This is a genomic window from Alistipes sp. AM16-43 (genome assembly GCF_003435745.1).
In the GTDB taxonomy this organism is placed as follows: Bacteria; Bacteroidota; Bacteroidia; order Bacteroidales; family Rikenellaceae; genus Alistipes; species Alistipes onderdonkii.
This window is the reverse complement of the sequence record NZ_QTUQ01000007.1, coordinates 35,495-50,534: the sequence shown is the minus strand read 5'-3', so window position 1 is coordinate 50,534 and position 15,040 is coordinate 35,495. Positions and strand designations below refer to the sequence as shown.

Annotated in this window: 11 protein-coding genes; 6 read left to right on the top strand and 5 right to left on the bottom strand. The window is 60.5% G+C overall.

Annotated elements, in window-relative coordinates:
- Positions 1–63: 63 nt before the first annotated feature.
- Both DW189_RS12025 and DW189_RS12020 read right to left on the bottom strand, forming a co-directional pair.
- On the bottom strand, positions 64–672 hold the full coding sequence (locus tag DW189_RS12025; RefSeq protein ID WP_055212216.1) for a leucine-rich repeat domain-containing protein: 609 nt from the start codon (positions 670–672) through the stop codon (positions 64–66).
- A gap of 7 nt (positions 673–679) precedes the next feature.
- Positions 680–1,015, bottom strand: a complete 336-nt coding sequence (locus tag DW189_RS12020; protein ID WP_018697278.1) for a hypothetical protein — start codon at positions 1,013–1,015, stop codon at positions 680–682.
- A 139-nt stretch (positions 1,016–1,154) separates the two neighbouring features.
- Between DW189_RS12020 and ligA the strand changes: the two genes are divergently transcribed.
- The 4 genes from ligA to DW189_RS12000 are packed head-to-tail and all read left to right on the top strand — an operon-like array spanning position 1,155 to position 6,476.
- Entirely contained in the window at positions 1,155–3,272 is a 2,118-nt protein-coding gene (gene ligA / locus DW189_RS12015) for an NAD-dependent DNA ligase LigA (RefSeq protein WP_232045536.1), read from the top strand.
- Positions 3,273–3,326: 54 nt separating this feature from the next.
- Positions 3,327–4,217 carry a 4-hydroxy-tetrahydrodipicolinate synthase gene (gene dapA / locus DW189_RS12010; protein ID WP_070099866.1) on the top strand — a complete coding sequence of 297 codons (891 nt, stop codon included), beginning with the start codon at positions 3,327–3,329 and terminating at the stop codon, positions 4,215–4,217.
- Positions 4,218–4,245: 28 nt separating this feature from the next.
- Positions 4,246–4,983, top strand: coding sequence for a DUF4919 domain-containing protein (locus DW189_RS12005; RefSeq protein ID WP_117508365.1), 738 nt, complete (start codon positions 4,246–4,248; stop codon positions 4,981–4,983).
- Positions 4,944–6,476: a clostripain-related cysteine peptidase gene (locus tag DW189_RS12000; RefSeq protein ID WP_117508364.1), complete on the top strand. Its 1,533-nt coding sequence runs from the start codon at positions 4,944–4,946 to the stop codon at positions 6,474–6,476. Before DW189_RS12005 ends, DW189_RS12000 begins: the two co-directional genes overlap by 40 nt.
- 426 nt (positions 6,477–6,902) lie before the next feature.
- Here DW189_RS12000 and DW189_RS11995 read toward each other — a convergent pair whose 3' ends face one another.
- Entirely contained in the window at positions 6,903–8,255 is a 1,353-nt protein-coding gene (locus tag DW189_RS11995; protein ID WP_117508393.1) for a pseudouridine synthase, read from the bottom strand.
- Between the two features lie 176 nt (positions 8,256–8,431).
- On the opposite strand from DW189_RS11995, the gene DW189_RS11990 reads away from it, so the two are divergent.
- Complete coding sequence (locus DW189_RS11990) at positions 8,432–9,757, top strand: MATE family efflux transporter (protein WP_117508363.1); 1,326 nt, start codon at positions 8,432–8,434, stop codon at positions 9,755–9,757.
- 146 nt (positions 9,758–9,903) lie between these two features.
- A complete protein-coding gene (locus tag DW189_RS11985; protein ID WP_117508362.1) occupies positions 9,904–10,650 on the top strand; it encodes an AAA family ATPase in 747 nt (248 codons plus the stop codon).
- Between the two features lie 253 nt (positions 10,651–10,903).
- Here DW189_RS11985 and DW189_RS11980 read toward each other — a convergent pair whose 3' ends face one another.
- Entirely contained in the window at positions 10,904–12,253 is a 1,350-nt protein-coding gene (locus DW189_RS11980; protein WP_117508361.1) for a tetratricopeptide repeat protein, read from the bottom strand.
- Positions 12,254–12,290: 37 nt separating this feature from the next.
- Complete coding sequence (gyrA, locus tag DW189_RS11975; protein WP_117508360.1) at positions 12,291–14,840, bottom strand: DNA gyrase subunit A; 2,550 nt, start codon at positions 14,838–14,840, stop codon at positions 12,291–12,293.
- Positions 14,841–15,040: the final 200 nt, after the last annotated feature.

Here is a 15,040-nt window from a genome sequence, read left to right as displayed (position 1 = left end):
GACGCGGGCAGGTGACGGGAAGCGACGCGGGCAGTCAGCGGAAAACGATGCGGGGGGGGGCGGTCAGCGGACGACCACCTCGGTCGGCCCGTTGCGGTCGACGCCCTGCGAAGCGAGGCAATAGACGGTCGTAAGGAAAGGGTTGTCGCGCGTGTCGGCCTGCAACTGCCCCGAGCAGGGGGTCAGGTCGAGCGTCACCAGCAGGTTGCCGCGGCAATCGAGCGAGCGCAGGGAAGAGTTGGATTTCAGGTCGAGGCGTGCGAGCAGGTTTTCGGCACAGTCCAACTGCGTAAGCCCGCGCAGGCCGTCGATGTCGAGCGACGTGATTTCGTTGTCGCCGCAATCGAGCTTTTGCAGGTCGGGGCATTTGCGCAGGTCGAGCCGCGTGAGATTATTGCCGCTGCAATCGAGCTCGCGCAGGCGGGAAAACTCGCCGATCTCCCACATCGCGGAGATGTTGCGGCCGGAGCAATCCATCGCCAGGACGCGCTGCGCCTCGTAGCGCGAAATGCGTCCGTCGTGATCCAAATCGAACATTCCGAGACAGAATCGTTCGAAGGCGGGATCTGCGAAGGTGATATAAATACGCTTGTTCTTATCATCCTGCTCGTTCTCTGCAAGGCCGCAGGCCGTGAACAGCAACAGAGCGAGAACAGGGATAAAGCGCAGCATGGCCGGATCAGATATTCACGTCGTCGTCGGAGTCGCCGCCGCCGTCGTCGGAATTGGCGTCGTCCTGGATTTCGTCGGCGCCCTTGATTTCGTCGTCGTAGTAATCCTTGTCGTCCTCCTCCTGCGCATTGTCGTCGATCTTCACGTCGATCTTCACCATATAGGCGATCTCGTCGGTATCGAACGGCACGGCATAGAAAAAATCGCCGTTGGGTTTGTCCACGCGCATCATCGCTTCGGTGAACCCCAGCGGGTATTTTTCCTTTACGGCATCCTGCAGTTCGGGAGTCAGGTTGTGAAAGCTCGTTACGATATGTTTCTTCGTCGTATTCTGTTTAGCCATAGTAATGCTTGGAAATTTTCTGCAATTATAAGCAAAATTTACATATCGCACCACATCCGTAATTTTTTTTTGCATTTTTTTTGAATTTGCAGGATGTTATAAACAAAATACGTACCTTTACGCAGGTTATACTTATATTATGATACGCGAGAGAGTCGAAGAGCTGCGGCGGCAGCTCGAGTACCATAACTTCAGATATTACGTCGAAAACGCCCCTGAGATCTCCGACTTCGAATTCGACACGATGATGCGCGAATTGCAGGATCTGGAACGGGCGCACCCCGAACTGTCCGACCCCAATTCGCCCTCGGTGCGTGTCGGGAGCGACATCACGTCGGAGTTCCGGAGCGTAAAGCACCGGTTCCCGATGCTTTCGCTCGGCAACACCTATTCGCTCGACGAACTGCATGAATTCATCGCCCGCATCGAAAAGGAGGCCGGGCCGACGGAGTTCGTCTGCGAACTGAAATTCGACGGCACGGCCATATCGCTCACCTACGAGGACGGGCGGCTGCTGCGTGCCGTGACGCGCGGCGACGGCTCGCAGGGCGACGACGTGACGGCCAACGTACGTACGGTGCGCACGGTTCCCCTGCGCCTGAGGGGCGACGACTGGCCGCCCTACTTCGAAATACGGGGCGAGATCCTGATGCCCTACGCCTCGTTCGACAAAATCAACGCCGAGCGCGAGGCGGCCGGGGAGACGCTCTTCGCAAACCCGCGCAACGCCGCGGCGGGGACGCTCAAGCAGCAGGCGTCGTCGGTGGTCGCACGCCGCGGCCTGGACTGCACGCTCTACCAGTTGGCGGGCGACGGCCTGCCCTTCACGAACCACTGGGAAAGCCTGCAGAAAGCCCGCGAGTGGGGATTCAAAGTCTCGGACGCGGCGCGCATATGCCGCACTGCGGAGCAGATCGACGCCTACATCGCGCATTGGGACGAGGGGCGCCATGCCCTGCCCTTCCCGACCGACGGCGTGGTGATCAAGGTCAACGACTTCGCCGTAAGGCGGCAGCTGGGATTCACGGCCAAGGCCCCGAAATGGGCCGTGGCCTACAAGTTCAAGGCCGAGCAGGCGCTCACGCGGCTGGACAGCGTGTCGTTCCAGGTGGGACGCACGGGAGCCATAACGCCTGTGGCGAACCTCGAACCGGTGCTGCTGGCCGGGACGACCGTGCGGCGTGCGACGCTGCACAACGCCGAGCAGATGGCCCTGCTGGACATCCGCCCGGGCGACATGGTATACGTCGAGAAGGGCGGCGAGATCATCCCCAAGATCACGGGGGTAGACCTCTCGCAGCGGCCTGCGGACAGCAAACCGTTCGAATACATCACCGTATGCCCCGAATGCGGCACTCCGCTGGTGCGCTACGAGGGCGAGGCGAAGCACTACTGCCCCAACCAGGGGGGATGCCCGCCGCAGATCGTCGGGCGCATCATCCATTTCATCCGCCGCAAGGCGATGGACATCGAGGGGCTGGGCGAGGAGACCGTGGAACTGCTCTATGAAAACGGGCTGGTGCACGACGTGGCCGACCTCTACGACCTGAAGGCCGGACAGCTGGCGGAATTGCCGCGGCTGGGCGAGAAGTCGGCCGACAACATCATACGCAGCATCCGCGGATCGGTCGAGGTGCCCTTCCGCCGCGTGCTGTTCGGACTCGGCATCCGCTTCGTGGGCGAGACGACGGCCAAATACCTGGCCGAGCATTTCCGCTCGCTCGACGCCGTGATGCGGGCCACGCGCGAGGAGCTGACCCAGGCCGACGAGGTGGGCGGGCGCATCGCCGACGCGATCATCGAATATTTCGCCGACGAGCAGAACCACGCCATCATCCGCCGCCTGCGTGCCGCGGGGCTGAAGTTCGAGGAGGAGGCGCGGGAGCTGGCGTCGGAGTCGCTCGCAGGCCGCAGTTTCGTGGTGTCGGGCAAGTTCTCGCGCAGCCGCGACGAAATGAAGGAGCTGATCGAAATGCACGGGGGCAGGAACCTCGCGGCCGTATCGGCCAACGTCGATTACATCGTGGCGGGCGACAACATGGGCCCGGCGAAGCTCAGGAAGGCCGAGAAGCTGGGCGTGAAGATCATTTCCGAAGAGGAGTTCATCGCCATGGTCGGCGGGCAGGAAGCCCCGGCGGCAAACGGGACGGAAGCCGACAGCGCAACAACGGCAAATACCGGAGGCAGGAACAATGGCGCCCCGGCCGCGACGGAAAGCGGGGACGGCGAACCCGTCCAACAAGGCGAGTTGTTCTGAGCCCCGCGGAAAAGGAATACGCATAAAAAACTACATAATGCCAAACAGAATCATATGATACGACACAAGCTCTGCGGCGTGGGGGCCGCCATGATAACCCCCTTTACACCCGAAGGAAAAGTTGACTATCAGGCGCTGGCACGCATGATCGACTATGTGATCGAAGGCGGCGTGGACTACATCGTGGCGCTGGGCACCACGGCCGAAACGCCGACGCTCTACATGCCCGAACGCGCCGTGATAGCCATGTTCATCACCAACCACATCGCGGGACGCGTACCGCTGGTAATGGGCTGCGGCGGCAATTCGACGTCGGAGGTACTGGATCAGCTGCGCGAATTCGACCTGCGGGGCGCCGACGCCATCCTGAGCGTTACACCCTACTACAACAAGCCCTCGCAGGAGGGCTTGTACCAGCATTTCCGCACCGTGTCGGAGCACTCGCCGCTGCCGGTGATCCTCTACAACATCCCGGGACGCTCGGGCGTCAACATGACGGCCGAGACGACGCTGCGACTGGCTCGCGGGATGAAGAACGTGATCGGCATCAAGGAGGCATCGGGCGACATCGAACAGATGCAGCACATCCTCGACCGGCGCCCCGAAGGGTTCATCGTGCTGTCGGGCGACGACGGCATGACGCTCGAGCTGATGCGCCGCGGCGGCGACGGCGTGATCTCGGTGGCCGCGAACGCTTTTCCCAAGCGGTTCATGGAGTGTGTGAACTACGCCAAGGCCGGGGAGTTCGACCGTGCGGAAAAGGCATACGAATGCCTCGACGAAGCGGTGCACGCCCTGTTCGAAGAGGGCAATCCCGTGGGGGTGAAGTGCGCACTGGCCGAAATGGGCATAATCGGCCCGACGATGCGGCTGCCGCTGGTCGAAGGTTCGGGGGCGTTGCGCGAAAAGTTCCGCAAACTGATCGCGGAATACGATTTGCGCTGATTTGAGCGTTAGTGCCTAAAATACGAATATGAAAAATTTACTGCTGACATTGCTCCTGCTCCCGGCGCTGGCCGCGGCGAAAGTCCCCGTCGAGGAGGACATCGTCGCCAAGACGTCCGACCCCGATTCGCCGTTCTACTACACATCGCTGATGATGCGCTACAACGCGGGCGACGAGACGCTCACCGACGAGGATTACCACTACCTCTACTACGGCTACGCCCACCAGGAGAGCTACAAACCGATGGAGGCGAACCCCGACCTGGACAAGCTGCTGATGTTGGCATCGGGGCTCGATCCCGACAACCCGCTGGCCGAAACGCTCGACGCGATGCTCTACGTGGGCGAAGATGCGCTCGCCCGCGACCCGTTCAGCCCCAAGATCCTGAACCTGATGGCCTATGCCCACGGGGCGCTGGGCAACAAGCTGCAGGAGAAGATGTATTACAACAAGGTGAAGGGGGTGCTCCGCGCGATCAAGGATTCGGGGGATGCCCTCACGCAGAAGACCCCGCGCCATATCCTGATGTTCGACCATGCGCTCGACGTGATGGCATCGGAGGGTTACACCTACGGCAAGAGCCGCATCATCAGCCGTACGGTGGAATTCATCCCCTTCACGGCGCCCCGGATGGTCGGCGACAAGAAACGCAAAGGGCTCTATTACGACTTCGGCCGCGTATACTGGAACAAGCCCGAAGGATATACCTATAAACGTGACCGCACATGGCAATTCAACAACCTGAAACCCCGTACCTACAAATAATCCGGCGCACGCTGTGGCTGCTGCTGGCAGTGACGCTGCTCGCCGGGTGCGAAGGGAAGTATGTAGATCGCCCGCGGCTGACCGCGACGCAGAACGAAGTGGTATTGCGCAGCACGGCGGGTTCGGAAGCGGCATTCACGGTGTCGTCGACCGAAGCGTGGTCGCTCACCACGACGGGCGGCGGGTTCGACGTCTCCCCCACCCGAGGCGGCCGCGGGGAGACGACGGTAACGGTGAGGGCGCAGGACGACAATACGACGCCCCGGCGCAAGGCGCTGGGCAGCATGGCGCTGCGCCTGTCGTCGGGGAAGGCCGAGGCCACGGTCACCGTAGTGCAGAGCCCGACCGTCGCACCCCAGACGGTCGTCATGTACCTGCCCTGGTCCGGGAACCTGTACACGCATTTCCTCCAAAACATCGAGGACGTGAAGAAAGCCGTGGCAGGAAACATCCTGCATGACAGCCGCCTGCTGCTGTTCCTACAAACGAGCACGACGAAAGGTACGCTCAGTGAGCTGTACTACGACAACGGAGAGTGCCGCGAAACGGAGCTGCGCACGTACGAAGACCTCAACGTGACGCAGGCCGAGACCATCACCGGGATTTTCGACTACATCAAGCAGACCGCACCCGCCGAACGCTACGGCATCACGATCGGGTCGCACGGCATGGCGTGGATCCCCGCATCGGGCTCGGGCCGGAGCGCTGCCGACGCGAAGGCCGGCACGGAACCGACGGCGACAACCGTCCCCGAGAAATGGCACTGGGAATACGTTTCGCCCGACGGGCAGTTCACCCGCTGGTTCGGCGACGGCGGTTCGCGGTGTACCAACACGACGACCTTCGCCGAGGCGATAACGGCCGCAGGAATCCGGTTCGAATACATCCTCTTCGACGACTGTTTCATGTCGTCGATCGAGGTGGCGTACGACCTACGCAAAATCACCAGGCACCTGATCGCCTCGCCCTGCGAGGTGATGGCCTACGGTTATCCTTACGACCTGGTGATGCCCTACCTGTTCACCGACGGCGGCACGGGATACGACCTGGACGGCGTATGCCGGAGTTTCTACGAATTCTACGAGCAATACGAAGCCCCGAACTATAACTGCGGGGCGATCGCCGTGACGGTATGCGACCAGGTGGAAACGATGGCCGAAGTGATGCGCCGCATCAACAATGCATCGCCCGCGTACATCCCCGACCCGGAGAAACCGTTGCAGCAATACGAGTACCTCTACGACCCGACGCGGTTCTACGACCTGGCGGATTACGTTTACCAGTTGTGCGACGACACCGCCCTGCTAAAGGAATTCGACGAACAGCTCGGGCGCACCGTCCCCGAACGCTACCGGCTGCATACGGAGTATTTCTATTCGGGCGGCAAGCGGCCGATCACGACCTATTCGGGCATTTCGACCAGCGCGCCGAGCACGAGCGGGATCGTGGTGAACAACATCCAAAACACGGGCTGGTACAAGGCAACGCACTGACGCCCGGAGCGCGGGCAAGTGCGGGCAGACGGTTTTTGCCCGGCGGCATGGCGGACAGGAGACGGCAGAGGCCTGGAGACAGCGGCGGACAAGAAACGGCGGCGGACAAGAAACGGCGGCGCCCGGAAGACGGCAGAAGCCGGGAACAGCGGCGGACAGGAAACGACGGCGGACAGGAAACGACGGCGGTCGGGTGCAGCAGGTATAGCGCGATATGCACGGCCCGTCACCATACGCTTCCGCCGCGCGGGTGCCGTGGTTTTCCGGGCACACCGGAATTGCCGCCATACCGCAGAAATACGGGGACATCCCGCAACACCCGGATATGCCGGGATTATCGCAGCTAAAACAGAAGGAGGCTCCCTCGACAGGAACCTCCTTCTGATTGTACCCTTATCCCTCCGGACAAAGACCGGATGCAGGAACTTATTCGTACTGGCCGGACTTGAGCCGTTCGACCTCCTCGCGGGAGAGGAAACGCCAGGCTCCGCGCTTGAGGTTCTTCTTGGTCAGGCCGGCGTAGTAGACGCGGTCGAGCTTGGTGACCGTGTAGCCCAGGAATTCGAAAATACGGCGCACGATACGGTTGCGGCCGGAGTGTATCTCGATGCCGATCTCCTGTTTGTTCTCCTTGACATAGGAAATTTCGTCGGCGAAGATTTCGCCGTCTTCAAGTGTGATTCCCTCGGCGATGCGATCCATATCGGCACGCGCCAGGGGCTTGTCGAGCGTCACCTGGTAGATTTTCTTTTTCAGGTACGAGGGGTGCGTGAGCTGCTTCGTAAGGTCGCCGTCGTTGGTGAAAAGCAGCAACCCGAGGCTGTTCTTGTCCAGACGGCCTACGGGGTAGATGCGCTCCGTGCAGGCACCTTCGACCAAATCCATGACGGTCTTGCCGGCATGGGGGTCGTCGAGCGACGTGACATAACCCTTGGGCTTGTTGAGCACGAGGTAGACCTTCTTCTCGCCCTGCACGCGGCTGTCGTTGAATTTCACCTCGTCGGTGGGAAGCACCTTGGTGCCCAGCTGGGTGACGATCTGGCCGTTGACCGTGACCAGGCCCGCGGTGATGAAATCGTCGGCCTCGCGGCGCGAGCAGAGGCCCGACTGTGCGAGGAAACGGTTCAGGCGCATTTCGCCGACCTGCTTTTCGGGCGTGAATTTCGGGTAGGACGCCGGTTTGTCGTCGTGCTTCCTCGGCCCCGGCTTATAGGGTTTGTCGCCGAATTTACGGTCGCCGTATTTCTTATCCCCGAACTTGCGTTCGCCATAGGCGGGCTTGTCGCCATACTGGCGGCGCGGTTTGTCGCCGTCGCGGTGCTCGTAGCGGGGCTTGTCGCCGAACTTGCGTTCGCCATAGGCGGGCTTGTCACCGTACTGACGGCGCGGTTTGTCGCCGTCGCGGTTTTCGTAGCGGGGCTTGTCGCCGAATTTGCGTTCGCCATAGGCGGGCTTGTCACCGTACTGGCGGCGCGGTTTGTCGCCGTCGCGGTGCTCGTAACGGGGTTTATCGCCGGACTTACGCTCGCCGTAAGCCGGTTTGTCGCCGAACTGGCGGCGCGGTTTGTCGAATGCAGGGCGGTTGTCCGCCGTGAAATGGGGATTGTAGGAGGCCCGCCCACGGGGCCCCTCGCTGGACGGTTGCTCCGAATCGGCAGCATCACGCTGTAAACGCGGGCGACGCTCGACACGCTCCGCCGTAGCAGTCACGGTACGCTGGCGCTTGTCGCGTCCGAAACGCGAAAGTACCGTGGTCGAGTCGTTTTTGTTGTCTTTCATACGTATTTGAATGAGTTTGTGGGGCAAAGGTAATCCATTTTTCCGGATTACGGCATATTGCAGACCCGATTTGGCGATAAAAGACAGGGGCCGTTACAAATTCGCCGCTTTTGCCTTATCTTTGCACCCGTAAACGACGTCCGGCAGGGGTTGCCGGACATCCCCGTCCCGCACCTATGAACATGAACCGCGAAATACTGCGCATCGCGCTCCCGAATATCGTATCAAACATCACCGTACCGCTGATGGGAATCGTGTCGACGGCCATCGCCGGGCACTGGGGTGCGGATTCGGCGGCGACGATCGGCGCACTGGCCATCGGGGTGTCGATTTTCAACTTCATCTACTGGAACTGCTCGTTCGTGCGCATGGGAACCAGCGGACTCACGGCACAGGCGTTCGGCGCCGGGAATTTCCGCGAATGCACCAACATGCTCGTAAGGGCGATGGTCGTGGCGGCGGGCATGGGATTGCTGATGCTCGCCCTGCAATACCCGCTGGGCGAGCTGGCCCTGTGGGGACTCAATGGCAACGAAATGACGCGCGCGTATTTCTACGCCCGCATCTGGGCCGTACCGGCTGGCATCCTCCTGTTCGGGTTCAACGGCTGGTTCACGGGTATGCAGAATGCCATGATACCGATGTTCACGGCTATTTCGGTCAACGTGGTGCATGTCCTGTGCAGCCTTTGGTTCGCCTTCGGCATGGACATGGGGATCGTCGGCATTGCCTACGCCTCGGTGATCGCACAGTGGACGGGCGTGGGACTTTCGCTGCTGCTGCTCATGCTGCGCTACCGCAAGGTACTGACGGGCATCGACTGGACCGAGGTATTCGACATGAAACCGCTCAAGACCTTCTTCATCGTCAACCGCGACATCATGCTGCGTACACTCTGCATCGTGGCGGTCTACACCTTCTTCACGGGGGCTTCGGCCCGCATGGAAGACCCGGTGCTGCTGGCCGTGAACACCCTGCTGTTGCAGCTCTTCACGCTCTTCTCGTACATGAACGACGGCTTCGCATATGCCGCCGAAGCGCTGACCGGACGGTTCATCGGCGCCCGGGACGTAAAGGCGCTGCGCGACTGCCTGCGGCGCTGCATCGCATGGGGCACGGCCGTGTCGGTACTGTTCGTGGGAATCTACATCGTCTGGTGGCGCGACCTGGTGGGGCTGTTCATCGACGATTCGGCCGCAAACGCCGCGACGATCGTGGAGGTCGCCGGACGGTATATCGTATGGATCATCCTGATCCCCGTAGCCAGCGCCATGCCCTTCATCATGGACGGCATCATGGTGGGCGCCACGCAGACGCGCGTCATGCGCAACTCGATGTTCTGGGCTACGGCAGCCTATTTCGGCATCTTCTATATCGGATATACGGTAATAGGCAACAACGCCCTGTGGCTGGCCTTCACGCTGTACATGTTCCTGCGCGGCGTACTGCAATACTTCATGACGCACAGCCTGCGGACGATCTACCGCAAAGCCGGCGCATAAGGGAGGGACGGTGAATCCCCGGGCAGGGAGAGGCCGGAACGGCCCGGGAGAGGCAACGTCCGGAACCTGAAAGGTTTCCTGCGATAACAGGCCGCATATCCGGGGGAAATCACTAAATTAGCGGGACGGGATCCAAACACCAGGCCATGACCTTATCCGAAACGACGCTCTACATCAAATACATCCGGCTGAAAGAGACCGGAGATTTGCCGCACGAATACCCCTATACGGTGCCCGCGCTGGCGGGGTTCAGCGGGTTGCGGTTCCGCCGCCCGGTGACGTTCATCGTGGGCGAGAACGGCATGGGCAAATCGACGCTGCTGGAAGCCATCGCCGTAAAAGCGGGATTCAATGCCGAAGGCGGGTCGAAGAACTTTCGGTTCGCAACGCGCGAGACTCATTCCCCGCTATACGGGAACCTCGTGCTCGGACGCGGGTTGCAGCCGCGCGACGGCTATTTCCTGCGTGCCGAGAGTTTCTACAACGTCGCCACCGAGATCGACCAGATAGCCGACGGCATACACCGCTATTACGGCGACAAGTCGCTCCACAGGCAATCGCACGGCGAAAGTTTCCTGAGCCTGCTCGAACACAGGCTCCGCGGGAACGGGCTCTATATCTTCGACGAGCCCGAGGCCGCCCTCTCGCCGTCGCGGCAGATGTATATGCTGTGCCGGATAAAACAGCTCGTGGAAAGCGGGTCGCAGTTCATCGTCAGCACCCACTCGCCTATCGTCATGGCCTACCCCGGCGCCGACATCTACGAGATCGCGGACAACGGGCTGCAACTCACCGAACTGGAGCAGACGCCGCATTACCTGCTGATGAAACGCTTTTGCCTCGACCACGAAGGTATGCTCCGGCAGTTGGGCTTCGACATCCGGAAACCTTGAAGCGCGGGTCGCGCGGCAGGCAGAGCGCCACGAGGGTCGCCCCGACTCCGCACAGGCAAAACACCCCAGGGATCCCCGACCGGCACCGACACAACCGTACAGGCATTTCGCACGGATCCCGCACGGACAGGATCCGCACACACACGACGGCAGGGACATTCCGACCGGCATCGGCGCATGAAAAATCCCGGCTCCGAAATGCGGAGCCGGGATTCCTGTAAGCACAGGGCGGCAGCGCCGCCCCCGCAGGGGATTACTCTTCGCCTTTGGCTTCTTTGAGCAGGGTATTGTACTTGTTGTACTTGTCCATCATACCCTCCTCGTCGCGCAGGCGGAAGCAGATCGACTTGAGGAAGTCGAGCGTGTTGACGTCGTCCTTCTTCATCTCGTATGCCTTCTCGAACCAGGGCACCGCCTCCATATAGACCGCATTCACCTCCTTCAGGTCGGTATCGTAGGCAGTCTGGCTGCTGTACTGCTTCTCGTTCATCACCTTGTTCATCTCGTCGGCCTTGATCGTGTAGAACACGCCCAGGTAATAATTGCCTTCGAACAGGTCGGGCTTCAGCTCCACGACCTTCTTGAACGATGCGATGCTCTCGTCGTAGTTTTTCAGCGCATAGAAGATACGGCCGCGGCCGAACCAGAGGTCTACGTTCTCGGGGTTGTCGGCAATGGCCGAGTCGATCAGCGTTACCAGGTCGGCAGGGTCGCCCACGCCCTCTTCGGCCGTGTAAAGCTGCATCAGGCCGTCGAGGATACGCTCGTTCTTCGGGAATTTCCCGATACCCGTGATCAGGGCGTCCTTGGCCAGCATGACGTTGTCCTGGCTGACGTTCTTCAGGCCGTAATAGCAGTGGAAGAGGTAGTAGTAGATGTTACCCTCCTCGTCGGTATAACCCAGGTCGATCGCCTTCTTGAGGTACTCGGCACCCTGTCCGAACGACGAGGGGTGCGCCGAACCGTCCACTGTGCGCAGGTAACCGGCATAGTAGAGCAGCGCGGGATCTGCGGCTGCGCCGTAAGCGGGGCTCGACTGTGCCTGGAAAGCCGTGGCATAGGCATCGGCGGCGGCGACGTACTCGCCCGTGTCGATACCCGTGTTACCGACCTGCGAACAGAAATCGCTGATCTGCTGCAACCCGTCCTTCACCTTCGCAGCGCTCTTGGGGTCGATCTCGTAAGCCTTGTTGTAAGCCTCGATGGCCATGGCGGGAGCCTCTTTCAGCACCCAGTCGGTCTGCGTCCAGGTAACGACCTTGCCGTCCTTGATGTAGGCGATGAAATAGGGGTACTCCCACGCTTCGTAGGGAACGTTGAGAAGCGTCACCTGCTTGGTGGCCGAAGGTTCGCCCACGGCCAGCTTCAGCATCGCGGCGTCCATGTTGACGAAGAGGCTCTTCGTCGGTTCCACGGCAGCCTCGTACAATGCTTTGCCACGGTTGATCCACGTGGAGGCCTTGGCGTTCTTCTTCGCGTCGGCGATGTCGGCGTCGCTCTTCTCGATCTTGGTGAGGAGCCCGCTCTTGTTGACTTTCTGCGCCTGCACGGCAGGGATAGCCACGAGCAGCGCCGCGAAAGCCGTCAAAAATGTTTTCTTCATAACAAAATTTAATTTAAAGTTTTCAAATTCATTTCATCTATTCCTCGGCCGGCTGTCCTGCTTCGGGCGTTGCGCCCCCGTTTTCAGCAGCCTCCGCGGACTGTACTTCTTCTTCATCGCCGGCAGCAGGCACGGCCATCACCGAGGCAATGGCATCGCCGTCGCGCAGGTTGATGATACGCACGCCCTGCGTGGCACGACCCGCCAGGCGGATCTGCGACACGGCCGTACGTATGGTAAGTCCCGAACGGTTGATAATCATCAGGTCGTTGTCGTCCGTAACGGCCTGTATGGAGATAAGTTTGCCGGTTTTCTCCGTCACGTTGATCGTCTTCACACCCTTACCGCCGCGGTTGGTGATGCGGTATTCGTCGAGGTCGGTACGCTTGCCGTAACCGTTTTCGCTCAGCACCAGCACGTCCTGCGTCGAATCGGGTTCCACACAGATCATGCCGATCACCTCGTCGGACTCCTCGATCGAGATGCCGCGCACACCGGCGCCGACACGCCCGATCGGGCGCACCGTCGACTCGTTGAAGCGGATGGCCTTGCCTTCGCGGGCCGCAATCATCACTTCGGCGTTGCCGCTGGTGAGCTTGGCCTCGATCAGCTGGTCGCCCTCGCGGATGACGATGGCGTTCACACCGTTCTGGCGCGGGCGCGAGTAGGCTTCGAGCTTCGTCTTCTTGATCGTACCGTCCTTGGTACACATGATGATAAAGTTGTTGTTCACATACTCGGCGTCGTTCAGGCGCTTGACGTTGATATAGGCGCGAACCTTGTCGTCGGGTTCGATCTGGATGACGTTCTGGATGGCGCGTCCCTTCGAGGAGCGTGCGCCCTCGGGGATCTCGTAGACCTTGAGCCAGTAGCAGCGCCCCTTCTCCGTGAAGAAAAGCATCGTATTGTGCATCGAAGCCACGTAGATATGCTCGATGAAGTCCTCGTCGCGCGTGGCACTGCCCTTGGCGCCGACGCCGCCGCGGTTCTGCGTGCGGTATTCGGCCAGCGGGGTGCGCTTGATGTAGCCCATGTGCGAGATGGTGATGACCATGTCGTCGTCGGCATAGAAATCCTCGGGGTTGAACTCCTCGGAGGCATAGACGATCTCCGAACGGCGCTCGTCGCCGTATTTCTCCTTGATTTCGAGCAGTTCGTCCTTGACGATCTGCATCTGCATGCCGACATTCTCCAGCACGTCCTTCAGGTGGGCGATCAGCTTGGTAAGATCGTCGCGCTCGGCGGTCAGTTTGCCGTACTCCAACCCCGTCAGGGCACGCAGGCGCATCTCGATGATGGCCGAAGCCTGGATGTCGCTCAGCTCGAAACGCTCGATCATCGCCTGCTTGGCCGCGTCGGGCGTCTGCGACGAACGGATGATGTGCACGATCTCGTCGATGTTGTCCTGTGCGATCAAGAGACCCAGCACGATATGTAGGCGCTCCTCGGCCTTGCGCAGGTCGTAACGCGTGCGGCGCACCACCACGTCGTGGCGGTGGTTGACGAAGTGCATGACCAGATCGCGCATCGGCAGCAGCTGCGGACGGCCGTTCACCAGCGCGATATTGTTCACCGCAAACGAGGTTTGCAGCGGCGTATTCTTATAAAGGGTGTTGAGCACGACGCTCGCCACGGCGTCGTGTTTGAGGATGATGATGATCCGCAGGCCGTCACGGTCGGACTCGTCGTTGATGTAGGAAATGCCGTCGATCTTCTTCTCGTTGATCATGTCGGCGATCTTCTTAATCATCTCGGCCTTGTTGATCATGTAGGGGATTTCGGTGATGACGATGCACTCGCGGCCGCTGGGGGTATGCTCGATGTCGGTCTTGGCACGCATCATGACGCGGCCGCGGCCCGTAAGCATGGCCTCCCGGACACCCTCGTAGCCGTAGATAATACCGCCCGTGGGGAAATCGGGGCCCTTGATGAAATGCAGCATCTCCTCGCCCGTGATCTCGGGGTTGTCGATATAGGCGCAGCAGGCGTCGACCACCTCGCTGAGGTTGTGCGGGGCCATGTTGGTGGCCATACCGACGGCGATACCGCTGGCGCCGTTGACGATCAGCAGCGGGATCTTGGTGGGCAGCACCGTGGGTTCGGGGATCGTATCGTCGAAGTTGAGCGTCCAGTCGACGGTCTCCTTGTCGATGTCGGCCATCACCTCGTCGGTGATCTTCTTCATGCGGGCCTCGGTGTAACGCATGGCAGCCGGCGAGTCGCCGTCCATCGAACCGAAGTTACCCTGGCCGTCGACCAGCGGGTAGCGCATCGACCACTCCTGTGCCAGACGCACCATCGCGTCGTAGACCGACGAGTCGCCGTGGGGGTGGAACTTACCGAGCACGTCGCCGACGATACGCGCCGACTTACGGGTCGGTTTGTCGGAGTAGAGGTTGAGCTCCGCGCTCATATCGTAGAGGATACGGCGGTGCACGGGCTTCATGCCGTCGCGCACGTCGGGAAGCGCACGCGACACGATGACCGACATCGAATAGTCGATGTACGCCGACTTCATCTGCTCTTCGATATTGATAGGAATGATACGTCCTGTCAAACCTGCATTCTTTTCTTCTTCAGTTAGCATCTTATCTCTTTAAAATTACAGTCTTTTAACGAACAAAAATACGATTTATTTCCGATCTGAGCAACTTTAAGCCGATAAATATCGCCTCCGCGCGGAAGATTTCCGGGACGACGCCCCGTTTTTGCCCCTTTTCCGGCGATCTGACGGCCTCAAAAAAAATTCCCGGCAGAATGACGGCGTCCGCTTGCGCGTTCCGGATC

Bases quoted from the DNA above. Each gene is read 5' to 3' on its own strand.
- DW189_RS12025 (WP_055212216.1), bottom strand. From the start codon at position 672: ATGCTGCGCTTTATCCCTGTTCTCGCTCTGTTGCTGTTCACGGCCTGC.
- DW189_RS12020 (WP_018697278.1), bottom strand. From the start codon at position 1,015: ATGGCTAAACAGAATACGACGAAGAAACATATCGTAACGAGCTTTCAC.
- ligA (WP_232045536.1), top strand. From the start codon at position 1,155: ATGATACGCGAGAGAGTCGAAGAGCTGCGGCGGCAGCTCGAGTACCAT.
- dapA (WP_070099866.1), top strand. From the start codon at position 3,327: ATGATACGACACAAGCTCTGCGGCGTGGGGGCCGCCATGATAACCCCC.
- DW189_RS12005 (WP_117508365.1), top strand. From the start codon at position 4,246: ATGAAAAATTTACTGCTGACATTGCTCCTGCTCCCGGCGCTGGCCGCG.
- DW189_RS12000 (WP_117508364.1), top strand. From the start codon at position 4,944: ATGGCAATTCAACAACCTGAAACCCCGTACCTACAAATAATCCGGCGC.
- DW189_RS11995 (WP_117508393.1), bottom strand. From the start codon at position 8,255: ATGAAAGACAACAAAAACGACTCGACCACGGTACTTTCGCGTTTCGGA.
- DW189_RS11990 (WP_117508363.1), top strand. From the start codon at position 8,432: ATGAACATGAACCGCGAAATACTGCGCATCGCGCTCCCGAATATCGTA.
- DW189_RS11985 (WP_117508362.1), top strand. From the start codon at position 9,904: ATGACCTTATCCGAAACGACGCTCTACATCAAATACATCCGGCTGAAA.
- DW189_RS11980 (WP_117508361.1), bottom strand. From the start codon at position 12,253: ATGAAGAAAACATTTTTGACGGCTTTCGCGGCGCTGCTCGTGGCTATC.
- gyrA (WP_117508360.1), bottom strand. From the start codon at position 14,840: ATGCTAACTGAAGAAGAAAAGAATGCAGGTTTGACAGGACGTATCATT.